20 protein-coding genes are annotated in these 26,901 nt (G+C 71.7%); 5 read left to right on the top strand and 15 right to left on the bottom strand.

Translation table 11 applies throughout. The features are described from left to right. Positions 1-30 precede the first annotated feature (30 nt). From fusA to ABD353_RS00735, 4 genes are all read right to left on the bottom strand, one after another. Positions 31-2,136 (bottom strand): elongation factor G, encoded by a 2,106-nt coding sequence (fusA, locus tag ABD353_RS00750; RefSeq protein ID WP_344621462.1) that lies wholly within the window; start codon positions 2,134-2,136, stop codon positions 31-33. A 39-nt stretch (positions 2,137-2,175) separates the two neighbouring features. Further along, positions 2,176-2,646 carry a 30S ribosomal protein S7 gene (gene rpsG, locus ABD353_RS00745; protein ID WP_030263556.1) on the bottom strand — a complete coding sequence of 157 codons (471 nt, stop codon included), beginning with the start codon at positions 2,644-2,646 and terminating at the stop codon, positions 2,176-2,178. A gap of 2 nt (positions 2,647-2,648) precedes the next feature. Then, on the bottom strand, positions 2,649-3,020 hold the full coding sequence (gene rpsL, locus ABD353_RS00740) for a 30S ribosomal protein S12 (RefSeq protein ID WP_014144289.1): 372 nt from the start codon (positions 3,018-3,020) through the stop codon (positions 2,649-2,651). A gap of 407 nt (positions 3,021-3,427) precedes the next feature. Then, the gene (locus ABD353_RS00735; RefSeq protein WP_344621461.1) at positions 3,428-3,988 is read right to left on the bottom strand and encodes a DUF1707 and DUF4190 domain-containing protein; all 561 of its coding nucleotides are present in this window, start codon (positions 3,986-3,988) and stop codon (positions 3,428-3,430) included. A 222-nt stretch (positions 3,989-4,210) separates the two neighbouring features. Between ABD353_RS00735 and ABD353_RS00730 the strand changes: the two genes are divergently transcribed. Genes ABD353_RS00730 through ABD353_RS00720 form a run of 3 tightly spaced genes read left to right on the top strand, consistent with a single transcriptional unit; the run spans position 4,211 to position 7,414 of the window. Next, complete coding sequence (locus ABD353_RS00730) at positions 4,211-5,521, top strand: DUF2786 domain-containing protein (protein WP_425555049.1); 1,311 nt, start codon at positions 4,211-4,213, stop codon at positions 5,519-5,521. A gap of 29 nt (positions 5,522-5,550) precedes the next feature. After that, positions 5,551-6,690 (top strand): ADP-ribosylglycohydrolase family protein, encoded by a 1,140-nt coding sequence (locus ABD353_RS00725; protein WP_344621459.1) that lies wholly within the window; start codon positions 5,551-5,553, stop codon positions 6,688-6,690. Positions 6,691-6,694: 4 nt separating this feature from the next. Next, positions 6,695-7,414: a VWA domain-containing protein gene (locus tag ABD353_RS00720; RefSeq protein ID WP_344621458.1), complete on the top strand. Its 720-nt coding sequence runs from the start codon at positions 6,695-6,697 to the stop codon at positions 7,412-7,414. 28 nt (positions 7,415-7,442) lie between these two features. Here ABD353_RS00720 and ABD353_RS00715 read toward each other — a convergent pair whose 3' ends face one another. The 3 genes from ABD353_RS00715 to ABD353_RS00705 are packed head-to-tail and all read right to left on the bottom strand — an operon-like array spanning position 7,443 to position 10,471. Continuing rightward, positions 7,443-8,441 carry an ADP-ribosylglycohydrolase family protein gene (locus ABD353_RS00715; RefSeq protein WP_344621457.1) on the bottom strand — a complete coding sequence of 333 codons (999 nt, stop codon included), beginning with the start codon at positions 8,439-8,441 and terminating at the stop codon, positions 7,443-7,445. Between the two features lie 19 nt (positions 8,442-8,460). Then, a complete protein-coding gene (locus tag ABD353_RS00710) occupies positions 8,461-9,672 on the bottom strand; it encodes a cytochrome P450 (protein ID WP_344621456.1) in 1,212 nt (403 codons plus the stop codon). A 46-nt stretch (positions 9,673-9,718) separates the two neighbouring features. Next, positions 9,719-10,471, bottom strand: coding sequence for an SIR2 family NAD-dependent protein deacylase (locus ABD353_RS00705; protein ID WP_344621455.1), 753 nt, complete (start codon positions 10,469-10,471; stop codon positions 9,719-9,721). A 111-nt stretch (positions 10,472-10,582) separates the two neighbouring features. On the opposite strand from ABD353_RS00705, the gene ABD353_RS00700 reads away from it, so the two are divergent. Then, complete coding sequence (locus tag ABD353_RS00700; protein WP_344621454.1) at positions 10,583-11,647, top strand: ATP-binding protein; 1,065 nt, start codon at positions 10,583-10,585, stop codon at positions 11,645-11,647. After that, positions 11,644-13,452, top strand: coding sequence for a vWA domain-containing protein (locus ABD353_RS00695; RefSeq protein ID WP_344621453.1), 1,809 nt, complete (start codon positions 11,644-11,646; stop codon positions 13,450-13,452). Before ABD353_RS00700 ends, ABD353_RS00695 begins: the two co-directional genes overlap by 4 nt. A 34-nt stretch (positions 13,453-13,486) precedes the next feature. On the opposite strand, the gene ABD353_RS00690 is transcribed toward ABD353_RS00695, so the two are convergent. From ABD353_RS00690 to ABD353_RS00655, 8 genes are all read right to left on the bottom strand, one after another. Continuing rightward, positions 13,487-14,161 (bottom strand): response regulator, encoded by a 675-nt coding sequence (locus ABD353_RS00690; RefSeq protein ID WP_344621452.1) that lies wholly within the window; start codon positions 14,159-14,161, stop codon positions 13,487-13,489. 17 nt (positions 14,162-14,178) lie between these two features. Continuing rightward, on the bottom strand, positions 14,179-15,375 hold the full coding sequence (locus ABD353_RS00685) for a sensor histidine kinase (RefSeq protein WP_344621451.1): 1,197 nt from the start codon (positions 15,373-15,375) through the stop codon (positions 14,179-14,181). 67 nt (positions 15,376-15,442) lie between these two features. Then, complete coding sequence (locus ABD353_RS00680) at positions 15,443-16,123, bottom strand: DUF4097 family beta strand repeat-containing protein (RefSeq protein WP_344621450.1); 681 nt, start codon at positions 16,121-16,123, stop codon at positions 15,443-15,445. A 216-nt stretch (positions 16,124-16,339) separates the two neighbouring features. Then, positions 16,340-20,233, bottom strand: coding sequence for a DNA-directed RNA polymerase subunit beta' (locus ABD353_RS00675; protein ID WP_344621449.1), 3,894 nt, complete (start codon positions 20,231-20,233; stop codon positions 16,340-16,342). 98 nt (positions 20,234-20,331) lie between these two features. Continuing rightward, positions 20,332-23,808, bottom strand: coding sequence for a DNA-directed RNA polymerase subunit beta (rpoB, locus tag ABD353_RS00670; RefSeq protein WP_344621448.1), 3,477 nt, complete (start codon positions 23,806-23,808; stop codon positions 20,332-20,334). Between the two features lie 816 nt (positions 23,809-24,624). Next, positions 24,625-25,008: a 50S ribosomal protein L7/L12 gene (gene rplL, locus ABD353_RS00665; RefSeq protein WP_344621447.1), complete on the bottom strand. Its 384-nt coding sequence runs from the start codon at positions 25,006-25,008 to the stop codon at positions 24,625-24,627. Between the two features lie 87 nt (positions 25,009-25,095). Beyond that, a complete protein-coding gene (gene rplJ, locus ABD353_RS00660) occupies positions 25,096-25,650 on the bottom strand; it encodes a 50S ribosomal protein L10 (protein WP_095874414.1) in 555 nt (184 codons plus the stop codon). Positions 25,651-25,983: 333 nt separating this feature from the next. Further along, a complete protein-coding gene (locus ABD353_RS00655) occupies positions 25,984-26,811 on the bottom strand; it encodes an SCO4651 family lipoprotein (protein ID WP_344621446.1) in 828 nt (275 codons plus the stop codon). Positions 26,812-26,901 lie beyond the last annotated feature (90 nt).

Genomic DNA, 26,901 nt, shown 5'->3' with positions numbered 1-26,901 from the left:
CGGGCCGAACCTTGACCGGCGGAGCCGGCCTTACTCGCCCTTGGCCTTGGCGATGATGTCGTCCGCCACGTTCCGCGGAACCTCGGCGTACGAGTCGAACTGCATCGAGTAGCTTGCGCGACCAGAGGTCTTGCTGCGCAGGTCACCGACGTAGCCGAACATCTCGGAGAGCGGCACGAGCGCCTTGACGACGCGCGCACCGTGACGCTCCTCCATGGCCCGGATCTGGCCACGGCGGGAGTTGATGTCGCCGATCACGTCGCCCATGTAGTCCTCGGGCGTGGTGACCTCGACGGCCATCATCGGCTCCAGGAGGGCCGGACCGGCCTTCTTGGCGCCTTCCTTGAAGGCCATCGAACCGGCGATCTTGAACGCGAGCTCGGACGAGTCGACGTCGTGCGACGCACCGTCGAGCAGGGTCACGCGGACGCCCTGGAGCGGGTAGCCGGCGAGGACACCGAACTCCATGGCCTCCTGGCAACCGGCGTCGACCGAGGGGATGTACTCCTTCGGCACGCGGCCACCGGTGACCTTGTTGACGAACTCGTAGCCCTCGCCCGACTCCAGCGGCTCGATCGCGATCTGGATCTTCGCGAACTGACCCGAACCACCGGTCTGCTTCTTGTGCGTGTAGTCGATGCGCTCGACGGCCTTGCGGATCGTCTCGCGGTACGCGACCTGCGGCTTGCCGACGTTGGCCTCGACCTTGAACTCACGGCGCATACGGTCGACGAGCACCTCGAGGTGCAGCTCGCCCATACCCGCGATGATGGTCTGGCCGGTCTCCTCGTCCGTGTTGACCTGGAAGGACGGGTCCTCCTCGGCGAGACGCTGGATGGCGACACCCAGCTTCTCCTGGTCACCCTTGGACTTGGGCTCGATCGCGACGCGGATGACCGGGGCCGGGAAGTCCATGGACTCCAGGATGACCGGCTGCTTCTCGTCGGACAGCGTCTCACCGGTGGTGGTCTGCTTCAGGCCCATGACGGCGATGATGTCGCCGGCGCCCACCGAGTCGATCTCCTCACGCTTGTTCGCGTGCATGCGGTAGATCTTGCCGATGCGCTCCTTCTTGCCCTTGACGGAGTTCAGCACCGAGGTGCCGGACTCCAGGCGGCCGGAGTACACGCGGACGAAGGTGAGCTTGCCCAGGTGCGGGTCAGACATGATCTTGAACGCCAGGGCGGCCAGCGGCTCGTCGTCCGAGGCCTGGCGGACGATCTTCTCTTCGGGGTTGTTCGGCTTGGTGCCCTCGATGCCCTCGATGTCGAGGGGCGACGGCAGGTACTTCACAACCGCGTCGAGCAGGGGCTGAACGCCCTTGTTCTTGAACGCCGAGCCGCAGAAGATCGGGGTGAAGTCCGAGTTCAGCGTGCCCTTGCGGATCGCGGCGATCAGCAGCTCCTCGGGGATGTCCTCGCCCTCCAGGGCGAGCTCCATCACCTCGTCGCTGACGTTCGACACGGTGTCGAGCAGGGCCTCGCGGTACTCCTCGGCCTTGTCGGCGAGGTCGGCCGGGATGTCGACGACGTCGTACATCTCACCCTTGGTGGCCTCGGGCGACCAGACCAGGGCCTTCATCTTCACCAGGTCGACGACGCCGACGAAGTCGGACTCCGCGCCGATCGGGAGCTGCATGACCAGCGGGGTGGCGCCGAGGCGGTCCACGATGGTCTGCACGCAGAAGTAGAAGTCGGCGCCCGTGCGGTCCAGCTTGTTGATGAAGCAGATGCGCGGGACGCCGTAGCGGTCAGCCTGCCGCCACACGGTCTCGGACTGGGGCTCGACGCCGGCGACGCCGTCGAACACCGTCACGCCACCGTCGAGCACGCGCAGCGAGCGCTCCACCTCGACGGTGAAGTCGACGTGGCCCGGGGTGTCGATGATGTTGATGGTGTTGTCGACGCCGTCGAGCGTCCAGTGACAGGTCGTCGCGGCCGACGTGATGGTGATGCCGCGCTCCTGCTCCTGCTCCATCCAGTCCATGGTGGCAGCGCCGTCGTGGACTTCACCGATCTTGTACGAGACACCGGTGTAGAACAGGATCCGCTCGGTGGTGGTGGTCTTGCCCGCGTCGATGTGCGCCATGATCCCGATGTTGCGGACCTTGGCGAGGTCAAGGGAGGTTGCAGCCATGGTGGCTCGTTCTCTCTCTGTCTAGTGACGGGGTTCGGACTACCAGCGGTAGTGCGCGAAGGCCTTGTTGGACTCGGCCATCTTGTGGGTGTCCTCGCGACGCTTCACGGACGCGCCGAGGCCGTTGCTGGCGTCGAGGATCTCGTTCAGCAGACGCTCGGTCATGGTCTTCTCGCGACGGGCGCGGGAGTAACCGACGAGCCAGCGCAGCGCCAGGGTGTTGGCACGGCCCGGCTTGACCTCGACCGGCACCTGGTAGGTCGCGCCACCGACACGGCGGGACTTGACCTCGAGGGTCGGCTTGACGTTCTCCAGGGCGCGCTTGAGCGCGACCACCGGGTCGGCGCCGGTCTTCTCGCGGACGCCCTCGAGGGCGCCGTACACGATCCGCTCGGCGGTGGAGCGCTTGCCGTGCAGCAGGATCTTGTTGACCAGCGAGGTCACCAGCGGGGAGCCGTAAACCGGGTCGATGATGACCGGGCGCTTCGGGGCGGGGCCCTTACGAGGCATTCTTACTTCTCCTTCTTGGCGCCGTAGCGGCTGCGAGCCTGCTTGCGGTTCTTGACACCCTGGGTGTCGAGGGAGCCGCGGATGATCTTGTAGCGGACACCAGGAAGGTCCTTCACACGGCCACCGCGGACCAGCACGATGGAGTGCTCCTGCAGGTTGTGGCCCTCGCCCGGGATGTAGGCGGTGACCTCGATCCCGCTGGTGAGGCGCACACGGGCGACCTTACGAAGCGCCGAGTTCGGCTTCTTCGGGGTGGTCGTGTACACACGCGTGCAGACGCCACGACGCTGCGGGGAGCCCTTCAGGGCGGGCGTCTTGTTCTTCTCGACCTTGTCCTGCCGGCCCTTTCGGACCAGCTGCTGGATCGTAGGCACCGTTTCTCCGTTTTCTGTGTGCCAAGGCTGCGTAAAACTAACCTGCGGCGCCCCTCGACCCACCGACCCACGCGGTCGGGTGTGTCGAGTCTCCCGGCGGAGGAATCACGGAATCCCATGAGCTGATGGACAGCGACGGCGCTCGCACGGCGAGAGCGGGATCAGCGCTCCGCTACGGCGGCCGGTCAACTGGCACGCACAAGGACCCGGGGACACCCCAGGCACGAATCAGAGCGTACCTAGCGCATCGGCGGCGGTCAAAACAAATGCAACGCCGCTGCTCACCCGGGCGAGCCTGGACAACCGGAACGGTGCGGGAACGTTCGAGCCGTCTTACCACACATCGGACGGGGCCGCCACCCGGCCCGGCCGCCGTCCCGGCCCGCGGAACGGGGCGGACCCGCAGGTCAGCGCACGGACACCACGGCGAGCAGCATCATCAGCGCCCATCCGGCCACCGACAGCCAGCCGATCACCAGACCGGCGGTCGCCATGCCGTCGCCCTCCTCGCGGCCGGCCCGCAGCTGCGACTTCGCGATGTGCCCGGTGACCACGGCCGGGATGCCGAGCGCGCCCATGGTCGGCAGGCAGAGCAGGCCCAGCACCATCGAGGCGATCGCCATCCCGTTGGTGCGCGGCGGCGCGTACGGCGCCGGCGGCGGCATGAAGGTCGGCGGGACGACCGGCACGGCCGCGCCCATCGGCGCCACCATCGGCCCGGACGGCAGGTCGGCGACCAGCTGCGCGAGCTGACCGTACGTCTGCGCGCGGTGCGCGTGGTCGAAGCGCTGCGAGTACTCCTCCGCCGTCAGCCGGCCCTCGGCGTAGGCGGCCTTCAGCACGTCGACCGTCCGCTCGCGGTCCGCGTGGGCGGCGCGCATCGCGGCCTGCGGGGTGGCCGCCGGCTGCCAGGGCTGCGGCGGCGGGCCGTACGGCTGCTGCGGATGCCTCCACGGCTCAACGGCCATGCGGCCACCTCCCTGACACCCCGTCGCGCGTCGGCTGCGCGTGCTGCCCCTACAGAATGCAGGACGAGCGGCGGCCCCGAGTAGTTGCCCGCCACGAAGACCGATTCACGTGGCGACCGCCACGCGCCGCCCGCGGCCGGCCCGCCCGTCGAAGCCGCTCCTGCATCATGGGACGGGGTCCGGCCGGTCGTGGCCGGGCCGGCGGACGCGGACGGAAGAGGCATCGTGGGCAGGCGCAGCGGCAGGGCCGGGCAGGACTCCGCCGTCGAGGGGCTGCTGGCCTCGGCGGTGCAGCAGGTCGTGGCGGCGCCCGCGGAGACGTTGGAGTACGCGCTGGACGGCGGCGCCTCGCTGCTGGCCGCCTCGGCGGAGCAGTGGCCGGAGGTCGGCCGGGCGCTGCTGGCGTGCGCGGAGCGCGCGGTCGGCCGGTGCTGGACGGCCGGGTGGCGGCCCGCCGACCTCGTCCGGGTGGTGCGGCGCGAGCTGGGGCCGGTGCACCTGGCGCTGGCGGTCGACCTGATCGCGGCGGAGGGCAGGCGGCACCCGGCCGCCTCGCTGGACCGGCGCTGGCAGGAGCAGCTGCGGGAGCTGGCGGCCGAGGTGTGGTGGGGGTCGGACGAGGCGTACCTGCCGGAGTTCGCGGCCCGGCACCGGCAGGACCGGTTCGCGCTGGCGACGGCCGCGCTGGAGCTGCTGCGGGCCTGGTCGCTGCTGCCGCCGATCGCGCCGGTCGGCCCGGTGCCCGGGCAGCAGGGCGGCGGTCGGGCGTTCGACCCGGCGGCCGCGCGCCCGGCGGCGGGCGAGCCGCGGATGCTCGGGCGGATCCGGGCGCTGCTGGCGAAGGCCGAGTCGACGGAGTTCCCCGACGAGGCGGAGGCGCTGACCGAAAAGGCCCAGCAGCTGATGGCGCAGCACTCGATCGACGAGGCGCTGCTCGCGGCGGGCGGCCCGGCGAAGGACGCGCCGGCCGCGCTGCGGATCGGGGTCGACCAGCCGTACGAGAGCCCGAAGGCGATGCTGCTGGACGCGGTGGCGGCGGCGAACCGGTGCCGGGTGGTGTGGGCGAAGGAGTTCGGCTTCTGCACGGTGATCGGCTTCGACGCGGACCTGGACGCGGTGGAGCTGCTCTACACCTCGCTGCTGGTGCAGGGCACCGCGGCGATGCACCGGGCGGGCAGCCGCCGGCACCAGGACGGCGCGCCGCGGACGAAGGCGTTCCGTCAGTCCTTCCTGATCTCCTATGCTGCGCGGATCCGGGAACGGCTCACCGAGGCGACCGAGCGGGCGACCGCCGACGCGGCGGCCGGACGGCACCTGCGCGAGGACGGCACCTCCGAGCAGCTGGCGCCGGACGAGCGGCTGCTGCCGGTGCTGGCGGCCCGCGGGCAGGCGGTGGACGACACGGTCGGGCGGATGTTCCCGAAGCTGGTCTCGCAGCGGGTGCGGGTCAGCGACGGAGAGGGGTGGGCGGCCGGACGGGCCGCCGCGGACCGGGCGGCGCTGCACGGGCGCGCCGGGGCGATCGAGGACTGACGGCCGGGGCGGCCGCGGAGGGGGAGACGATGGTGGAGTACCGGGACCGGGTGCGCGGCTCACTGGTGGGCGGGGCGCTCGGCGACGCGCTGGGCTGGCCGGTGGAGTTCCAGCGGCTGGACGACATCCGGGACCGCTTCGGCCCGGACGGGCTGCGCTCGCCGGCGGCCGGCGGCCGGCACGGCGAGGTGACCGACGACACCCAGATGACGCTGTTCACCGCCGAGGGCCTGCTGCGCGGCGGCACCCGCGAGGAGGTCCACCGGGCGTACCGGCGGTGGATGCTGACCCAGCGGCTGCCCGGGCCGGAGCGCCACCCGGACGGCTGGCTGCTCGGCCAGGAGTTCCTGTACGCCTCGCGGGCGCCGGGGACGGCCTGCACCAGCGGGCTCGCCGGGTACGGCTACCTGCCGCCGGTGGCGTACGGGCTGCACGGCGAGGTGAACGCGCAGTCCAAGGGCTGCGGCACGGTGATGCGCTCGGCGCCGTTCGGGCTGGCCCGGCTGGGGGTGCGGCGGGCCTTCGAACTGGCGGCGGACTGCGCTCAGCTGACGCACGGACACCCGACGGGGTACCTGGCGGCGGGGGCCTTCGCGGCGCTGGTCGAACGGCTGGTGCACGGGACGGAGCTGCGGCGGGCGGTCGAGGAGACCGTCGAGCAGACCGCGGCGTACCCGGGCGGCGAGGAGACGGTGGCGGCGCTGCGGCGCGCGGTGCGGGTGGCCGGGCTCGGCCCGGCGTGCCCCGAGCGGGTGGAGCAGGTGGGCCTCGGCTGGATCGCCGAGGAGTGCCTGGCGATCGCGGTGTACGCCGCGCTGGTGGGCGCGGACGCCCGGGAGGCGCTGGTGCTGGCGGCGAACCACTCGGGGGACAGCGACTCCACCGGTGCGGTCTGCGGCAACCTGGTCGGCGCGATGTACGGCGCCGCCGGGCTGCCGGCGGACTGGACGGCCGAGGTGGAGGGCCTGGACGTGGTGCTGCAGGTCGCGGACGACCTGGTGGCGGCCTTCGCGGACGGCGACCGGGCCGCACTGGCGGACCGGTACCCGCTGCTGCCCCCGGTGGAGGCTCCCGCGGCTCCCGCCTTCTCGGCTCCCGTCGCTCCCCCGGTGCCCGCTGCTCCCCCGGCTCCGCCGGCGGGCCGGCAGCGCTTCCGGACCAGGGACTGAGCCGGTGGGCCTGAGCCCGGAGAAGGTGGCGGCCGCCGCGCCGGGGCTGGTCGGTCACTACGCGTCGGCGCGGGTCAGCCTGGAGAAGTCCGGGCTGCGCGGGGTGCGGGCCGCGGTGTACCTGGTGCTGGACCGGTCCGGGTCGATGCGGCCGTTCTACCGCTCGGGTGCCGTCCAGCGCTTCGCCGAGCAGGTGCTGGCGCTCTCCGCGCACCTGGACGACGACGGGCGGGTGCCGGTGGTGTTCTTCTCCACCGAGGTGGACGGGGTGGCCGAGCTCGCGCTCGACGACCACCGCGGCCGGATCGACGCCCTGCACGCCGGGCTCGGGCACATGGGCCGCACCAACTACCACCTGGCGATGAAGGCCGTGATCCGGCACCACCAGCTGTCCGGGGGGGACGCCCCGGCGCTGGTGGTGTTCCAGACCGACGGCGGCCCGACCGCCCGCGGCGCGGCCCGCGAGCTGCTCTGCCTGGCCGCCGAACTGCCGCTCTACTGGCAGTTCGTGGGCTTCGGAGACCCGGCCGACCAGGAGTTCGCCTTCCTGCACCGGCTGGACGAGCTCCCGGTGCCCGCGGCCCGGCCGGTCGACAACGCCGGCTTCTTCCCGGCCGGCCGCGACCCCGGATCCCACTCCGACGCCGAGCTGTACGACCGGCTGCTGGACGGCTTCCCCGCGTGGCTGGCGGCCGCCCGGGCGGCGGGCGTCCTGACCGGCTGAGTCGGCGCCCCGGGCGGCTGATCGGGTGTCAGTCCCAGAGCGCGCCGAGCGCGAGGAGTTCGTCGCGGTACTCGATGCGCCCGGCCCACTCGGCGGGCCAGGCGGCGCTGCCGTGCCGGGCACCGGCGAAGGCGCCGGTGAGGCAGGCGATGGAGTCGGAGTCGCCGGAGGAGAAGGCGGCCCGGCGGACGGCGGCGACCGGATCGTCGGGCAGCAGCAGGAAGCACAGCAGGCCGGTGGCGAAGGCCTCTTCGGCGATCCACCCGGCACCGGTGATCTCACACGGGTCGGTGTCGAGGGAGGGCCGGGCGAGCGCGGCGTCCAGCCGGTCGAGGACGAAGAGGCACTCGTCCCAGCCGCGGGTGGCGAAGGTCTCCGGCGACGGGTCCTGGGCGTGGGCGGCGAGGTCGCCGAGCCAGAACGCGTCGTAACGGCCGCGCTGCCCGGTGGCGTACGCGCGCAGCAGGCCCGGGAGTTCGGCCGGGGCGGTGCCGTCGGCGAGCAGCCGCACGGTGTGCGCGGTGAGCACGCTGGCGGCGAGCGCGGTGGGGTGGCCGTGGGTCAGCCCGGACTGCAACTGTGCGGCGCCGGAGAGCTGGGCCGGCGTCAGCCCGCGGACGAGGCCGAGCGGGGCGACCCGCATGTTGGCGCCGCAGCCCTTGGAGCCGACGTCGCTCGCCTGCTGCCAGGGCGTGCCGTCCTTGCTGAGGCGGTAGCAGGAGCGCATGCAGGTGCGGCCGGGGGCGCGGTTGTTCTCCGGGGAGCGCCACCAGTCGACGAACTCCTCGCGCAGCGGCCGCTCCAGGCGCAGCGGGGTGAGCGGGCCGCGCTCCAGGGCGGTGCGCAGCGCGCGGCCGAGGGCGAGGGTCATCTGGGTGTCGTCGGTGACCCCGGCCGGGTCGGGCAGCGGGAGCCGGCGCCAGTCGGGGCAACCGGCGGTGATGCCCGCCATGGTGTCGAACTCGGTGGGGCGTCCCATGGCGTCGCCGATCGCCAGCCCCAGCAGTGCCCCCGTTGCCGCTCCCACGGCCACCTCCAGCGGTGTATCAGACCTCGACCAGCAGTTCTTCGAGCCCGCGGATCACGTAACCGGGCCGCCAGACGGGCTCGCGGACGAGGCGCAGGCCGGGTGCCCGGCGGAGCAGCGCGCCGAAGGACTCGTTGAGCTCCAGTCTGGCGAGCGGGGCGCCGAGACAGAAATGGATTCCGGCGCCGAAGGTGATGTGCGGGTTGTCGGTGCGGCCGAGGTCGAGCCGGTCGGGGTCGGCGAAGCGCTCGGGGTCGCGGTTGGCGGAGCCGAAGAGCAGCGCGACCTCGGAGCCGCGCGGGATCCGGACCCCGCCGACCTCGATGTCCTCCAGCACCCAGCGTTCGAACATCTGCAGCGGGGTGTCCCAGCGCATCAGTTCCTCGACGGCGGTGGGCAGCAGTTCGTCCACCGAGGCGCGGAGCCGGGCGAGTTCGCCGGGGTTGCGGAAGAGCGCCCACCAGCCGTTGCCGGTGGTGTTGACGGTCGCCTCGTGCCCGGCGTTGAGCAGCAGCACGCAGGTGGAGACGACCTCCTGCTCGCTGAGCACCTCCCCCTCGTCGGCGACCAGGGCGAGCGCACTGATCAGGTCCTCGCCGGGGTCGGTGCGGCGCCGTCGGATCAGGGCGCGCAGGTAGTCGGAGAACTCGGTGCTGGCGCGAACGGCGCGCCGCGCGGTCTCCTCGCCCGGGTTGAGCTCGAACATGCCGGTGATGTCGGCGGACCACGGCCGCAGCAGGTGCCGGTCGCCCTCCGGAACGCCGAGCATCTCGGCGATGACGGCGACCGGCAGCGGCTCGGCGACCGTCGCGATCAGGTCGCCGCCGCCGTCGGCCAGCAGGCCGGTGACGAGTCCGTCGGCGAGCCGGGCGACGGTGGGGCGCAGCGACTCGACCCGGCGCGGGGTGAAGGCCTTGGAGACCAGGCGGCGGATGCGGGTGTGGTCGGGGGCCTCCAGGTCGAGCAGGCCGTTGTCGTTGAGGGTGTGGAAGGGCTCGTGCGCGGGGTCGGGCTCGGGCCGGCCGAACTCGGCGTGGGTGTAGCGGTGGGTGTAGGTACGGCCGAGCCGGCGGTCGCGCAGCAGGGCGGAGACGTCGGCGTACCGGGCGACCAGCCACTGGTTGCTGGGTTCGTACCGGGTGACCGGCGCCTTCGCCCGGAGCTCGGCGTACGCGTCGTAGGGGTGGGCGACGAACGCCGCCGACCACGGGTCGAAACCACCGCTTGCCATCGTCCGGCTCCCTCTTCCTCGGGGACGGCCCATGCTACGCAGCCGGTCAGGCCGGGGCGGAGAACTCCCCTGCGGTGATCCGGGCGACCAGGGCGGGCAGGGCCTGCGAGATGGGTTCGCGGATCACCTCGGCGGCCTCGTCGTCGTAGGGGGTCGGGTCGGCGTTGACGACGATCAGCCGGGCGCCGTGCTCGACCGCGACCCGGGCGAGCCCGGCCGCCGGGTGGACCTGCAGCAGGGTGCCGACGGCGAGGAACAGGTCGCAGGCCTTGGCGATCGCCGCGGCGTCCGCGAGCACCCGTTCGTCGAGCACCTCGCCGAACATCACGGTGCACGGCTTGAGCACGCCCCCGCAGGCGAGGCAGGCCGGGTCCGGTTCGCCGGCGTCGACCCGGGCCAGCGCCTCGGCCATCGGGGTGCGCAGGCGGCAGCGGACGCACTGCACCCGGTCGGCGGTGCCGTGGAGTTCGAGCACCTTGCGCTCGGGCAGGCCCGAACGCCGGTGCAGGCCGTCGACGTTCTGCGTGAGGACGCGCATCGGCAGCCCGGAGCGCTCCAGTTCGACGAGCGCGAGGTGGCCGGCGTTGGGTTCGGCACCGACGGCGCCGACCTCCTTGCGCAGCTGCCAGGAGCGCCGGCGGACGTCCGGATCGGCGAGGTACGGGCCGATGGTGACGAGCTCCTGCGCCTTCGGGTCGCGCTGCCACAGGCCGTTCGGGCCGCGGTAGTCGGGGATGCCGGAGTCGGTGGAGATGCCGGCGCCGGTGAGGACGGCGATCAGGGGCCGCTTGGCGTTCATGGCCGGGACGGTACGCGGGCGGCCGCGGGCGGCGCCACCGGAAAACCTGGTGCGCCGCGCGGCGGCCGGTGCGCACACTGGCCGGGAACCCCACCGTGTCGAAGGAGTCCTGTGCAGGGTGCCGTCACCGTCTCGCCGTCCCAGGTACCGGAGTTGCTGCTGGGTCTGGCGACCGTCCGCCCGGTCTTCCTGTGGGGTGCGCCCGGCATCGGCAAGTCCTCGCTGGTGCGGGGGTTCGCCGATTCGCTGGGTCTGGAGTGCGTGAGCCTGATCGGCACCCAGCTGGCGCCGGAGGACCTGGTCGGCGTGCCGCAGCTGACCGCGGACGGCCGGTCCCGGTTCTGCCCGCCGGAGTCGATCGCCCGCGACGAGCCGTACTGCCTGTTCCTCGACGAGCTCAACGCGGCCTCGCCGGACGTGCAGAAGGCCTTCTACTCGCTGATCCTGGACCGCCGGATCGGCTCCTACGAGCTGCCGCCGGGCTCGATCGTGATCGGCGCGGGCAACAGGGCGACCGACGGTGCGCTGGCCCGGCCGATGGCCTCCGCGCTGGTCAACCGGCTGGTCCACGTGCACCTGCGGGCCAGCGCCACCGACTGGCTGGCCTGGGCGGCCGGCGCGGGCATCCACCCGTGGGTGCTGGACCACCTCAGCGACCGGCCGGACCACCTGTGGTCGGCGCCGCCGAAGACCGAGGAGCCGTTCTCCACCCCGCGCTCCTGGCACATGCTCTCCGACGCGCTGCACTCCTTCGGCCCGGCTCTGGACGAGGCGGCGCTGCAGGTGGTCGCGCACGGACTGCTCACCCCGCAGCACGCGGTGGCCTTCTGCGGCTACGCCAAGATCGTCCGCAACGCGTACGGGCTGGACGCCATCCTCAAGGGCGACGCCCGCTGGCCCGCCCGGCCGGAGGACCGCGACCTGCTGTACTACCTGGCCGACGCCTTCCGCGGGAGGCTGGTCAAGGTGCTCCCGGCCCGCAAGGAGCACGCCTCCGAGCAGCTGCGGCGCACCGCGTACCGGGCGAAGTCGCTGCTCGTCCAGCTCGCCGAGATCTCCGTCGAGGTCGCCCAGACCGTCATCGCGGACGGCGAGGACGGCAACCCGGTGCTGCCGTCCTGGTTCCTGGTCGAGGCCGCCCGGGACATGCCGCGGCTGGTCGAGGCCCGGCGGTGAGCCGGGCCGCCGCGAAGCGCCGCGCCGCCGGCCGTGATCCCGAGGAGCGCCCGGACCCGGCCGCCGAGGCCTTCCGGGCGGGACTCGCGCTGGTCGGGGCCAACCACGCCCTGAACGCGATCGACGCCCGGATCTGCACCGCCCCCGACTGCGAGGCCGTCCCACCCGGCGGCTGGGCGGTCGTCGACTCCGACGGCACCGTGCACGCCGACATCGGGCGGCGCGCCGAACCCGCCGAGTGGGCCTGGGTGCTGACGCACTGCCTGCTCCACCTCGGCTTCGGCCACGTGCCCGCCGCGCGCGGCCGGCGCACACCGGCCGACGACGCGCTGCAGGCCGCCCGCTGCACCGCCGTCCACCGCTTCCAGGCCACCTTCCACGTCGGGCGCTGCCCGTTCGACCTGCCGCGGTCGCTGCCCGCCGGCGACGAGGACGAACTCGCCGCCCGCTGGCGCCGCGACGGGGTGCCGGACGTCCCGAGCGCCTGCGGCCCGGGCCTCGCCGACCAGCTGCTGGTGCCCTGGCAGGGGTACCGGGACCCGGAGGACTGGACGGCCGCGTTCGCCGCGGCCCTCACCCGGACGGTCTCCGCCGCGATGGACGTCGCCGGCGGCCGCCGGGCCGGCCTCACCGACGCCCGCGAACCGCAGCGGCCCTGGATGCGGGCGCTGAACTGGTTCGTCTCCTCCTACCCGCTGCTCGGCGGCATCGCGGCCGGCATGACCCTCGTCGCCGACGCCGAACTCGCCCGCGCGCACGGGATCTCCGTCGCCGCGGTGAACGCCGCGGCCGGCGAGCTCTACGTCAACCCGCTGCTGCACCTGACCGACGAGGAGTGGCGGTTCGTCCTCGGCCACGAGATGCTGCACGCCGCCCTGCGGCACGGCGACCGGACGGGCGCCCGCGACCCGTACCTCTTCAACGTCGCCTGCGACTTCGTGGTGAACGGCTGGCTGGTCGAGATGGGCGTCGGCGACATGCCGGAGGGCCTGCTGCACGACCCGCAGCTCAAGGGGCTCTCCGCCGAGGAGGTGTACGACCGGATCGTCCGCGACCAGCGGCGGATCCGCCGCCTCGCCACCCTCGCCGGGAAGGGCCGGCCGGACGTGCTCGGCGAGCCGCTCGGCAGCCCGCGCGACTACGTCGACCTGGACGGGTTCTACCGGCGCGGCCTGCAGCAGGGCTTCGAACTCCACACCCGGGAGCGCGGCACCCTCCCCGCCGGACTGGTCGAGGAGATCCGCGCGCTCGCCCACCCGCCGCTGCCCTGGGACGCGCGGCTCGCCCGCTGGTTCGACGAGTTCGTGCCGTCCCCGCAGACCGTGCGCAGCTACGCCCGGCCCTCGCGCCGGCAGTCCGCCACCCCGGACATCCCGCGGGCGGGGCGGTGGCGGCCCGAGGAGGAGGTCGCCCGGTGCACCTTCGGCGTGGTGCTCGACACCTCCGGCTCGATGAGCCGGCCGCTGCTCGGCAAGGCCCTCGGCGCCATCGCCTCGTACGCGGCGGCCCGCGACGTGGCCGCCGCCCGGGTGGTGTTCTGCGACGCCGCACCGCACGACGCCGGCTACCTGCCGCCGGAGGAGATCGCCGGCCGGGTCCGCGTCCGGGGCCGCGGCGGCACGGTGCTGCAGCCCGGGGTCGACCTGCTGGAACGCGCCGAGGACTTCCCGCCGGGGGCTCCGCTGCTGGTGATCACCGACGCCGAGTGCGACGTCCTGCGGATCCGCCGCGAGCACGCCTACCTCGTCCCCCGCGGCGCCACCCTCCCCTTCACCCCCCGCGGCCCGGTCTTCCGCATGCACTAGGCCGTCTCCCCTGCCGGCGGGTCGGGGCGGGCCGTCACGGCTCTCCCGCGACCACCGCCCCGGACTCGTAGGCGAAGACCACGGCGTGCACGCGGTCGCGCAGCCGCAGCTTGGCGAGGAGGTTGGAGACGTGGGTCTTCACGGTGTGCTCGCTGACGGTGAGTTCGGCGGCGATCTCGGCGTTGGAGAGTCCGCGGGCGAGCAGCCGCAGCGTCTCGGCCTCGCGGCCGGTCAGCTGCTGCAGCAGTCGGGAGGGCGGGCGAGCCGGGCCCGCCGGGCCCGCCCGGCGGGCGGTGAACTCGCCGATCAGCCGCCGGGTGACGGAGGGCGCGAGCAGCGCCTCGCCGGAGGCGACCGTGCGGACGCCGTGGGTGAGGTCGTCGCGCCTGACGTCCTTCAGGAGGAAGCCGCTGGCTCCGGCGTACAGCGCGTCGAAGACGTAGTCGTCGATGTCGAAGGTGGTCAGCATGACGACCTTGGTACCGGGGTGGTCGGCGCAGACCCGGCGGGCCGCCTCCAGTCCGTCCATGACCGGCATGCGGACGTCCAGGAGCAGCACGTCTGGCCGGTGCTCCCGGACGGCCTCGACCGCCTGGGCGCCGTCCGCCGCCTCGGCGACCACCTCGATGTCGGGCTGTGCGTCCAGGATCATGCCGAAGCCGGCCCGGACGAGCTCCTGGTCGTCCGCGACGACCACACGGATCACCACTGCGTGCTCTCCTTCCGTCAGATGTCCAGGGGGAGGCGGGCGTTCACCAGGAAGCCGCCGTCCGGCCGCGGCCCCGCCTCGGCGCTGCCGCCGCAGTCGGCCGCCCGTTCGCGGATGCCGATCAGTCCGCGGCCGCCGGGCAGCCCGCCGGTCCGGGCCGGCGGTACGCCCCGGCCGTCGTCGGCGACCTCGACCTCCAGCACCGGGCCCCGCACGCCCACCCGGACGCTGACGTGCCGCGCCTCGGCGTGCTTCAGCACGTTGGTCAGTGCCTCCTGGACGATCCGGTAGGCGGCGGACTGCACGTCGGCCGGCCCGTGCTCCTCGATCTCGGCCCGGACGGCGATGCCCGCGTCGCGGACCCGGTCGACCACCGCCGGCAGCTCGGCCAGCGTGGGCTGCGGGGCGAGTTCGGGTCGGGCCCCGTCCTCCTTCAGCACGCCGAGCACCCGGCGGAGCTGGACCATCGCGTCCCGTCCGGAGTCGGCGATGGTGTCGAAGGTCCGGATCGCCCGGTCGGGGTCGCTGCGGACGACCAGTGGACCGGCCTCGGCCTGGATGACCATCAGGGAGACGGCGTGGGCGAGGATGTCGTGCATCTCGCGGGCGATCCGGCCGCGCTCCTCGGCGACCGCCCGACCGGCCTCTCCGGCGGCGCGCAGTGCGGCCTCCCGGGCGCGTTCCGCCTCGGCGCCGGCCCGTTCGGCCGCGACCCGGGCCCGTCGGCGCAGTTCGCGGGTGAGCGAGCCGAGGATGAAGCTGCCCACCGACATCAGCAGGCTGAACAGCATGCCGTTCGGCGAGCGGGTGCCCAGGATGTTGGCCGGCACCAGGATCGCCAGCATCAGCCAGCGCTGCCAGTCCCGGCCGCGGTCGGCGACGGTGTAGACGGTCAGCACCTGGTGCAGCGGGATCTGCGGCGCGACGGAGTGCGCGACGATCGACTGGGTCAGCGAGAAAACCCCGCTGACCAGCCAGACGGTGAACGGCGCCCGGCGGCGCCAGGGCAGCGGCGCGGCCGCGGCCACCACCAGCAGGTACACCCACCAGGGCCAGCCGCGGTCGTCGCAGAACACCGCCCAGACCGAGATCGCCGCCGCGGCCAGGGCGAGGCCGGTGTCCACCACGTACGGACCGGCCCGGCCGGGCCCCGCCCGCCACCGGTCGGCGAGCGCGGCCGCCCGCGCCCGGACGTGCGCCGCCCGCTCCCCCACCGCCGAACCTCCCCCGTGTCCTGCGCCGTGACCCGTCCCGGAACGATCATGTCGTACCGGCGGCGGCTCAGACACCGTCCACCGTCACGTCGCCGGTCTCGGTGCGGGCCGTGATGCTGCACCCGGCACCCGCCGAGCGGTCCACCGAGACCTTCACCGCGCCGGTGTCGGTGGCGGAGTCCACCGCGTACGGGCGGTCCCGGGGCACCCGGACCCGGACGTCGCCGGTGCTGCTGACCGCCTCCACCCGGCGCACGTCGCCGTCGACGGACGCCGAGACGTCCCCCGTCTCGGCCGCCAGCCGGACCACCGGCGAGCTCAGGGCGGCGGTGATCCCGCCCGTACCGGTCCGGGCCTCCACCTCGCCGCTCAGACCGGTCAGCCGGATACTGCCGGTGGAGTCGTGCACCTTCACCACGATGCCGGCCGGCACCCGGACCTTGTAGCCGACCCCGCAGTCGCCGTCCGGGCAGCGGTAGGAGAGGGTCAGCGTGCCGTCGGCCACGGTGTGGCTCGCCTCGGGGGCGCTCTCCCGGTAGGTCTGCTGCTCGGTCACCTCGATCCCGGTGGCGCCGCCGGTGACCTCGACGTCCCCGGTCTCCCCCTCGATCACCAGGGTGCGCACCTGCTCGGTGACCCGGTAGCCGACGTCCCGCCGGTGGTCCTCGGCGAGGCAGCCCACCAGGGCGGCCCCGGTCAGCGCGGTCACGGCCGTGTACAGCAGCACCTTGGCCAGTGGACGGTTCATGCGGTCCTCCCCCTCGGCCGCCCGGACCGTCCGGACCGCCGCGGGGACCACACTGCCCGTCGGAGGGGCTCCTCCGGATCCCCCGCCGGAGCGGTCCTGCCGCCTCCCCCGCGCGGGGGAGGAACGCAGGAACGCAGGAACGCCGCAGGGCGGCCGCCCCTCTCGGGGTGGCCGCCCTGCGGCGTCAAGGACCTGTGGCGTTCAGGGCCTGCGGACTCAGCCGGTGTACGGGCCGTAGTCGTAGTCGTCCAGCGGGACCGCCTGGCCGGAGCCGGCGCCGAAGGGCGACAGGTCGTAGTCGTCGTAGCCGACGGCCGAGTACATCGCGGCCTTGGCCTCCTCGGTCGGCTCGACCCGGATGTTGCGGTAGCGGGGCAGACCCGTACCGGCCGGGATGAGCTTACCGAGGATGACGTTCTCCTTGAGGCCCAGCAGCGGGTCCGACTTGGCGTGGATCGCCGCGTCGGTGAGCACCCGGGTCGTCTCCTGGAAGGAGGCGGCCGACAGCCAGGACTCGGTGGCCAGCGAGGCCTTGGTGATACCCATGAGCTGCGGACGGCCGGAGGCGGGGTGACCGCCCTCGGACACCACGCGGCGGTTCTCCTGCTCGAAGCGGCCGCGCTCGACGAGCTCGCCCGGGAGCAGCTCGGCGTCGCCCGACTCGATGATCGTCACGCGGCGGAGCATCTGCCGGATGATGATCTCGATGTGCTTGTCGTGGATCGACACACCCTGCGAGTTGTAGACCTTCTGGACCTCGGCGACCAGGTGGACCTGGACGGCGCGCTGGCCCATGATGCGCAGGACGTCGTGCGGGTTGGTGGCACCGACGGTCAGCTTCTGGCCGACCTCGACCGCCTCGCCCTCGCTCACCAGGAGCTTGACGCGCTTGGAGACCGGGTAGGCGATCTCGTCGCTGCCGTCGTCCGGGGTGACGACCAGCTTGCGGGTCTTCTCGGTGTCCTCGATGCGGACCCGGCCCTGCGCCTCCGAGATCGGGGCCACACCCTTGGGGGTACGGGCCTCGAAGAGCTCGACGACACGCGGCAGACCCTGGGTGATGTCGTCACCGGCCACACCACCGGTGTGGAAGGTACGCATCGTCAGCTGGGTACCGGGCTCACCGATGGACTGGGCGGCGATGATGCCGACCGCCTCACCGATGTCGACCAGCTTGCCGGTGGCCAGCGAGCGGCCGTAGCACATGGCGCAGGTGCCGACCGCCGACTCACAGGTGAGGATCGAGCGGGTCTTGACCTCGCTGATGCCGTGCCGGATCAGCTCGTCGATCAGGACGTCGCCGAGGTCGGTGTTGGCGGTGGCCAGCAGCTTGCCGTCGACGGTGATGTCCTCGGCGAGCATGCGGGCGTAGACGCTGGTCTCGACGTCGTCGGCCTTGCGCAGCACGCCGTCGGCGCCCACGGAACCGATCGACAGCTTCAGGCCGCGCTCGGTGCCGCAGTCCTCCTCGCGGATGATGACGTCCTGGGAGACGTCGACCAGACGACGGGTGAGGTAGCCGGAGTCGGCGGTACGGAGGGCGGTGTCGGCGAGACCCTTACGGGCACCGTGGGTGGAGATGAAGTACTCCAGCACGGACAGGCCCTCGCGGAAGGACGCCTTGATGGGACGCGGGATCGTCTCGTTCTTGGCGTTCGACACCAGACCACGCATACCGGCGATCTGACGCATCTGCATCATGTTTCCACGAGCGCCCGAGTCGACCATCATGAAGATGGGGTTCGTCTTCGGGAAGTTCACGGCCATGGCCTCGGCGACCTCGTTGGTCGCGCGGGTCCAGATGCCGACCAGCTCGCTCTTGCGCTCGTCGTTGGTGATCAGACCGCGCTCGTACTGCTTCTGGACCTTCTCCGCCTGCGCCTCGTAGCCCTCGAGGATCTGGGGCTTGCTCGGCGGGACGATGACGTCCGAGATCGAGACGGTGACACCGGAACGGGTCGACCAGTGGAAGCCGGACGCCTTCAGGTTGTCGAGCGTCGCGGCGACGACGACCTTCGGGTAGCGCTCGGCCAGGTCGTTGACGATGGCCGACAGCTGCTTCTTGCCGACCTCGTAGTCGACGAACGGGTAGTCCTCGGGCAGCAGCTCGTTGAAGAGCGCGCGGCCCAGGGTGGTGGTGATGCGGAACGGCTCGCCCTCGAACCAGGTCGACTGGCCGTCCTCGTCCACCGGCGCCGTCCAGCCGCGCGGCGGGACCGTGCCGGCGGGCATGCGCAGGTCGATCGGGGCCTGGACGTCCAGCTCGCGGGCGTCGAAGGCCATGATCGCCTCGGCGGTCGACGAGAAGGAGCGGCCGGCGCCCTTCACGTCGTCGCGGTCCGAGGTGAGGAAGAACAGACCGAGCACCATGTCCTGGGTCGGCATGGTGACCGGACGGCCGTCGGCCGGCTTGAGGATGTTGTTCGAGGACAGCATCAGGATGCGGGCCTCGGCCTGCGCCTCCGCGGAGAGCGGCAGGTGGACGGCCATCTGGTCACCGTCGAAGTCCGCGTTGAACGCGGTGCAGACGAGCGGGTGGATCTGGATGGCCTTGCCCTCGACCAGCTGCGGCTCGAAGGCCTGGATGCCGAGGCGGTGCAGGGTGGGCGCACGGTTCAGCAGGACGGGGTGCTCGGCGATGACCTCTTCGAGGACGTCCCACACGACCGGGCGGGCGCGCTCGACCATGCGCTTGGCCGACTTGATGTTCTGCGCGTGGTTCAGGTCGACCAGGCGCTTCATCACGAACGGCTTGAAGAGCTCCAGCGCCATGGCCTTGGGCAGACCGCACTGGTGCAGCTTGAGCTGCGGGCCGACGACGATGACCGAACGGGCCGAGTAGTCGACGCGCTTGCCGAGCAGGTTCTGGCGGAAACGACCCTGCTTGCCCTTGAGCATGTCGGACAGCGACTTCAGCGGACGGTTGCCGGGGCCCGTGACCGGGCGGCCGCGGCGGCCGTTGTCGAAGAGCGCGTCGACGGCCTCCTGGAGCATGCGCTTCTCGTTGTTCACGATGATCTCGGGGGCACCGAGGTCGAGGAGGCGCTTCAGGCGGTTGTTGCGGTTGATGACGCGGCGGTACAGGTCGTTCAGGTCGGAGGTCGCGAAGCGGCCACCGTCGAGCTGCACCATCGGACGCAGGTCCGGCGGGATGACCGGCACGCAGTCCAGCACCATGCCCTTGGGCTTGTTGGTGGTCTGCAGGAACGCGGAGACGACCTTGAGGCGCTTGAGCGCACGGGTCTTCTTCTGGCCCTTGCCGGTGCGGATGATCTCGCGCAGGCGCTCGGACTCCTCCGCCAGGTCGAACGACTCCAGGCGGTCCTTGAGCGCCGCGGCGCCCATCGAGCCGGAGAAGTACGTGCCGAAGCGGTCGCGCAGCTCGCGGTAGAGCAGCTCGTCGCCCTCGAGGTCCTGGACCTTGAGGTTCTTGAAGCGGCTCCACACCTCGTCGAGGCGGTCCAGCTCGCGCTGGGCGCGGTCGCGCAGCTGCTTCATCTCGCGCTCGGCGCCCTCGCGCACCTTGCGGCGGACGTCGGCCTTGGCGCCCTCGGCCTCCAGCTCGGCCAGGTCGGTCTCGGCCTTCTTGGCACGGCCTTCGAGGTCGGCGTCGCGGCGGTTCTCGATCTGCTGGCGCTCGACCGAGACGTGCGCCTCCAGGGACGGCAGGTCGCGCTGGCGGCGCTCGTCGTCGACCCAGGTGATCATGTAGGCGGCGAAGTAGATGACCTTCTCGAGGTCCTTCGGCGCCAGGTCCAGCAGGTAGCCCAGGCGGGACGGGACACCCTTGAAGTACCAGATGTGGGTGACCGGGGCGGCCAGCTCGATGTGGCCCATCCGCTCGCGGCGCACCTTGGCGCGGGTCACCTCGACGCCGCAGCGCTCGCAGATGATGCCCTTGAAGCGGACGCGCTTGTACTTACCGCAGTAGCACTCCCAGTCCCGGGTGGGGCCGAAGATCTTCTCGCAGAAGAGGCCGTCCTTCTCGGGCTTCAGGGTGCGGTAGTTGATGGTCTCCGGCTTCTTGACCTCGCCGTGGGACCACTGGCGGATGTCGTCGGCGGTGGCCAGGCCGATACGGAGCTCGTCGAAGAAGTTGACGTCAAGCACTGGTCGTCAAGCCCTCTTTCGTGATTCGAGAGTTTGTCTGTGGTCTGAGGGGGGCCTGGGGGCGGGCCGGCTGCTCGGGGCAGCCGCCCCGGCCTCCGTCAGACCTCTTCGACGCTGCTCGGCTCGCGCCGGGACAGGTCAATGCCGAGCTCCTCGGCCGCACGGAAGACGTCCTCGTCGGAGTCCCGCATCTCGATGGACTGGCCGTCCGAGGACAGCACCTCCACGTTGAGGCAGAGCGACTGCATTTCCTTGATGAGCACCTTGAAGGACTCGGGAATGCCGGGCTCGGGGATGTTCTCGCCCTTGACGATGGCCTCGTAGACCTTCACGCGGCCGAGGACGTCGTCGGACTTGATGGTGAGGAGCTCCTGCAGCGCGTACGCGGCTCCGTACGCCTCGAGGGCCCACACCTCCATCTCGCCGAATCGCTGACCACCGAACTGCGCCTTACCACCGAGCGGCTGCTGGGTGATCATCGAGTACGGACCGGTCGAACGGGCGTGCAGCTTGTCGTCGACCAGGTGGTGCAGCTTGAGGATGTACATGTAGCCGACCGAGATCGGCATCGGGAACGGCTCGCCGGAGCGGCCGTCGAACAGCCGGGCCTTGCCGGTGGAGTTCACCAGGCGCTCGCCGTCGCGGGTGAGCGTGGTGTTGTCCAGCAGGCCGGTGATCTCGTCCTCGCGGGCGCCGTCGAAGACCGGGGTGGCGAGGTTGGTGCCACCGACGACCTGGTCGGCGCCGATCTCCTGCAGGCGCTGGGCCCACTCGTCGGCGAGGCCGGAGACGTCCCAGCCCTGCTGGGCGAGCCAGCCGAGGTGGATCTCCAGGACCTGTCCCGGGTTCATTCGGGACGGGACACCCAGCGGGTTGAGGATGATGTCGACCGGGGTGCCGTCCTCCAGGAACGGCATGTCCTCGACCGGCAGGATCTTGGAGATGACGCCCTTGTTGCCGTGACGGCCGGCGAGCTTGTCACCGTTGGTGATCTTGCGCTTCTGGGCCACGTAGACGCGGACCAGCTGGTTGACGCCCGGAGGGAGCTCGTCGCCCTCCTCGCGGTCGAAGACGCGGACGCCGATGACCTTGCCGGACTCGCCGTGCGGCACCTTCAGCGAGGTGTCGCGGACCTCGCGCGCCTTCTCACCGAAGATCGCGCGGAGCAGGCGCTCCTCGGGGGTCAGCTCGGTCTCGCCCTTCGGGGTGACCTTGCCGACCAGGATGTCGCCGGTGACGACGTCGGCGCCGATCCGGATGATGCCGCGCTCGTCGAGGTCGGCGAGGACCTCCTCGGAGACGTTCGGGATGTCCCGGGTGATCTCCTCGGGGCCCAGCTTGGTGTCACGGGCGTCGACCTCGTGCTCCTCGATGTGGATCGAGGAGAGGACGTCGTCCTGGACGAGGCGCTGCGACAGGATGATCGCGTCCTCGTAGTTGTGGCCCTCCCACGACATGAACGCCACGAGGAGGTTCTTGCCGAGCGCCATCTCGCCCTGGTCGGTGCACGGGCCGTCGGCCAGCACCTGGCCGGCCTCGACGCGGGCGCCCTCGTCCACGAGCACCTTCTGGTTGAAGGAGGTGCCCTGGTTCGAGCGGGTGAACTTGGCGGCGCGGTACGTGGTGTACGTGCCGTCGTCGTTGGCCACGGTGACGTAGTCGGCCGAGACCTCCTGCACCACACCGGCCTTCTCGGCGGTGATGACGTCGGCGGCGTCGACCGCGCAGCGGTACTCCATGCCGGTGCCGACCAGCGGGGCCTCGCTCTTCAGCAGCGGCACCGCCTGGCGCATCATGTTCGAGCCCATGAGCGCGCGGTTGGCGTCGTCGTGCTCGAGGAAGGGGATCATGGCGGTCGCGACCGACACCATCTGGCGCGGCGAGACGTCCATGTAGTCGATCTCGGTGCCCGGGATGTAGTCGATCTCGCCGCCGCGGCGGCGGACCAGGACGCGGGGCTCCGCGAAGTGCAGGTCGTTCGTCAGCGGCGCGTTGGCCTGCGCGATGACGTAGCGGTCCTCCTCGTCGGCGGTGAGGTAGTCCACCTGCTCGGTGACCACACCGTCGACGACCTTGCGGTACGGCGTCTCGATGAAGCCGAACGCGTTGACCCGGCCGTACGAGGCGAGCGAGCCGATCAGACCGATGTTCGGGCCTTCCGGCGTCTCGATCGGACACATGCGGCCGTAGTGCGAGGGGTGCACGTCACGGACCTCGAAGCCGGCCCGCTCACGGGACAGACCACCGGGGCCGAGCGCGGACAGACGGCGCTTGTGGGTCAGGCCCGACAGCGGGTTCGTCTGGTCCATGAACTGCGACAGCTGGCTGGTGCCGAAGAACTCCTTGATGGAGGCGACGACCGGCCGGATGTTGATCAGGGTCTGCGGCGTGATGGCCTCGACGTCCTGGGTGGTCATGCGCTCGCGCACGACGCGCTCCATACGGGCGAGACCCGTGCGGACCTGGTTCTGGATGAGCTCGCCGACGTTGCGCAGGCGCCGGTTGCCGAAGTGGTCGATGTCGTCGACCTCGATGACGATGTCGCGGCCCTCGTCGTCACGCCACTCGGTCTCGCCGGCGTGCAGCTTCACCAGGTACTTGATGGTGTTGATGATGTCCGGCTCGGTGAGCACGCCGGAGTCCAGGGACTCGCCGTTGCCGAGCTTGCGGTTGACCTTGTAGCGGCCGACCTTGGCCAGGTCGTAGCGCTTCGGGTTGAAGTAGAGGTTCTCGAGCAGGGTCTGCGCGGCCTCACGCGTCGGCGGCTCGCCCGGACGCAGCTTGCGGTAGATGTCGAGCAGCGCGTCGTCCTGGCCCTGGGTGTGGTCCTTCTCCAGGGTGGCGCGCATCGACTCGTACTGGCCGAACTCCTCGAGGATCATCTCGTTGGTCCAGCCGAGGGCCTTCAGCAGCACGGTGACCGACTGCTTGCGCTTGCGGTCGATGCGGACACCGACCATGTCGCGCTTGTCGATCTCCATCTCCAGCCAGGCACCGCGGGAGGGGATGATCTTGGCGGAGTAGATGTCCTTGTCGGACACCTTGTCCAGGGAGGAGTCGAAGTAGACGCCCGGGGAACGGACCAGCTGCGACACGACGACGCGCTCGGTGCCGTTGATCACGAACGTGCCCTTGTGGGTCATGAGCGGGAAGTCGCCCATGAAGACCGTCTGGGACTTGATCTCGCCGGTCTCGTTGTTGGTGAATTCGGCGGTGACGAAGAGCGGGGCCGCGTAGGTGAAGTCGCGGTCCTTGCACTCGTCAATGGAGTTCTTCGGCGGCTCGAAACGGTGGTCGCGGAAGGTCAGCGACATCGACCCGGAGAAGTCCTCGATCGGCGAGATCTCCTCGAAGATCTCCTCCAGACCGGACTTCGTGGGGACGTCCTGACCGTTGTCCAGCGCCTCCTCGACCCGGGACTTCCAGGCCGCATTGCCGAGCAGCCAGTCAAAGCTCTCGGTCTGCAGGGCCAGGAGGTTCGGGACCTCGAGGGGCTCCTTGATCTTCGCGAACGAAACGCGGAGCGGGGCGGTGGATGCGGCGGAATTGTTCGAGGCGTTGCGCGGCGCGGCCAAGAGGGGGGTCCTTCCGAGGGCTCGGAGCTCACTACGCGCGTACCGGCCGGGCCGAGACGGGACCGGTGCCACCACCGGGGACCACCGCCGACCGGGAGGAGAATCCCCAGGTCAGTGCCGGTTCACGGAGGCGGAGCCAGACCCCTTCAGGGCAGCGCAGACTCCGGGCGACGAGTCACGGAGCAGCTAACAGGCAGCGCAAAGGGACAGTGTAGCCAAAGGCGACACTGCTGACAAGCCCTGATTCGGAGACCGAATCGGACACTCCCTCCGGTCGCATCCCGTGCGCTCCGGCCCCCGCCGGGGAGCCGTGCCGCAGGGGGTGCCCTGCCCTCGTACAACCGACGGCCCGGGAGCTCCCGGGCCACCGCACCTCTACTCGGAGTCACTTCCCGCTGGGGCCACCGAATATGCATCCGGAGCCGCTCCAACCGGGGCGGACGGGCCGAGCACGGCGCGCGCCTTGAGAATCGCGCGCCTGCTGCCGTTCGTCAAGGCCCCCATCGGAGTGCGGACCTCGCCTGCCTCATCGTCCGCGGCCCCGGGAGCGTTACAGATCCCGTGGTGGAGTCGCCGCGACGACAGTGATCACCCTACCGGCCGCCGCCGACAGTGGCCGGGCGCACAGCGGGCGGGCCCTGTGCAGGTATCCGGCAGGCCCGGGCGCGCCGCGGACGCGGGTACGCGGCACGGGCGGGCGGGTACGCGAAAGGCCGGGCCGGCCATCCTCGCGGATGGCCGGCCCGGCCCGTGTTCCTGCGCGCCCCCTCAGCGGGGGCGTGGAGGCACCTCCCGGCCCTCAGGGCCGGGGAGGGGTCACTTGACGGTGACCTTGGCGCCCGCGCCCTCGAGCTGGGCCTTGGCCTTCTCGGCGGTCTCCTTGTTGACCTTCTCGAGAACCTTGGCACCGGCGGTGTCGACGAGGTCCTTGGCCTCCTTCAGGCCGAGGGAGGTCAGGGCGCGCACCTCCTTGATGACCTGGATCTTCTTGTCGCCCGCACCGTCGAGGATGACGTCGAACTCGTCCTGCTCCTCGACAGCGGCCTCGGTGGCGGCCGGGCCGGCGATGCCGGCAACGGCGACCGGGGCGGCAGCGGTGACGTCGAACTTCTCCTCGAAGGCCTTCACGAACTCGGAGAGCTCGATGAGGGTCATCTCCTCGAACTGCGCGAGCAGCTCGTCCTGGGTCAGCTTCGCCATGATTGGCGTCCTTCCACTAAATCGGCAGGTGGTGCCGGATGTACGGATTGGCGGGCGTACTACGGGCCCGCTAGAGGGCGGGAGTGATTACTCCGCGTCCTCGGCGGGAGCCGGCGTACCGGCACCGCCCTGCTCGACCTTGTCGCGCAGCGCGTCCACGGTGCGGACGAGCTTCGACGGCAGGGCCTGGAAGACCGCGGCAGCCTGGGAGGGCTTGGCCTTCAGGGCACCCGCGAGCTTGGCGAGCAGCACCTCGCGGGACTCGAGGTCCGCGAGCTTCTTGATCTCATCGGCGGACAGCGCCTTGCCGTCAAGGACACCGCCCTTGATGATGAGAGCGGGGTTCTCCTTGGCGAAGTCACGCAGAGCCTTCGCCGACTCCACCGGGTCACCGGTGACGAAGGCAACAGCCGTCGGGCCGGCGAACAGGTCGTCCAGCTCGGAGATCCCGGCCTCATTGGCCGCGATCTTGGTCAGCGTGTTCTTCACCACGGCGTACTCGGCGTTCTCACCCAGCGAGCGACGCAGGGTCTTGACCTGCTTCACCGTGAGACCGCGGTACTCGGTCAGCAGCGCCGCGGAGGAGCCACGGAACTTGTCCGTGATCTCGGCGACGGCAGCAGCCTTGTCGGGCCTTGCCATAGGCTTACGCCTCCTTCCGTGATGTCGAAGTCGGGCCGACCTTGGAGCAGTCGACCATTCAACGCCTCGACGCGCCGGTTCGAAGGAAGCCTCAGCAGAAACGATGAGAGCCCCGGTGCGCAGGCGCACGGGGCTCTGAAAGACCTCGACGTCCGACGTGACGGATCACGACGGGCGGAAGTCCAAGCTCCAAACACTCCTGCGCGGGCTGCCTGCGACGAATCGCAGATCCTTCGGCGCCTCGCCCCCGAAAGGAAGCGGACGACAACCAGCGGTCTTCGGCAGCCACCACCGTACTGGACTCCCGGCGCATCGACCAAATCCGGGCATCCGCTACAGCGGCGGCAGGCTCCGCCCGCCCGCGTCGGCGGTGTCCGACTCGGCCGGGGCCTGCACCGACAGCGGCCCGCCGAACTCGTCGAAGCGCAGCGTGTCGGAGATCCGCTCGGCCGCGCCGGAGCCGGTGCGCTGCAGTTGGACGGGCTGGTCGCGGTCGTTCAGCCAGACGTCGAGGGTGATCACCCCGCCGTCGCCCAGCGCGGTGCGCAGGGCGGCCCGCCGGGCGGGCGGAAGCTGGGTCTGCGCCTCGGCGTAGTCGGCGACCGTGGTGGCGACCCGGTAGTGCACCACGGCGGTGTCGTCGATCTCCTCCGCGCCGATCCGCTCGGGCGCGGGGGCGGCCACCGCCGCGGTCAACGCCACCACCGGGTTGAGCCGGTCGACGGTGTCGGCGTACGGCACGGCGCGCTGGCCGTCGGTGCCGGGCACGCCGGTGAACTTCTCCCAGTGCCGCCCGCCGAGCCGGCTCGCGGTGGCCGCGTCGCCGCCGCGGTAGGCGGTGGTGTCCAGCACCACAACCTCCTCGGTGGTGCCGGGACGCTTGAGCTGCAGCACCGTCTTGGGCGCCCAGAACAACAGGCCGGCCACGGTGTCCGAGCCGAGGTTGCCGCTGAAGCGGGCCCGCCGGGCGCCGTGCACGGCCAGCTGGGCGGAGAGCAGCACGCCGTGCGGCGAACGGTCGGTCGGGGTCGCGAGCACCGTCGGGTCGGCGGAGGCGCTCGGCGAGGCCGCCGGGGCGCCCCCGGAGCCGCTGCCGCAGGCGGTGAGCACCGCGGCCAGTGCCGCGGCCGCAGCCGCGCGGCGCACCGCCCGTCCCGCCATCCCCGCCTCCCCTGCCCGTCCCGTGCCTCGTCCGCTGCCCTTCACCCTGCCATGCCGGCCGCCCCGGCGTCCGGCCGGCCCTGGCCGCGG

This window comes from Kitasatospora arboriphila (assembly GCF_039528095.1).
Lineage (GTDB): Bacteria > Actinomycetota > Actinomycetes > Streptomycetales > Streptomycetaceae > Kitasatospora > Kitasatospora arboriphila.
Note: the sequence above shows the minus strand (reverse complement) of the source record. Positions and strands in the feature narration are given on the sequence as shown.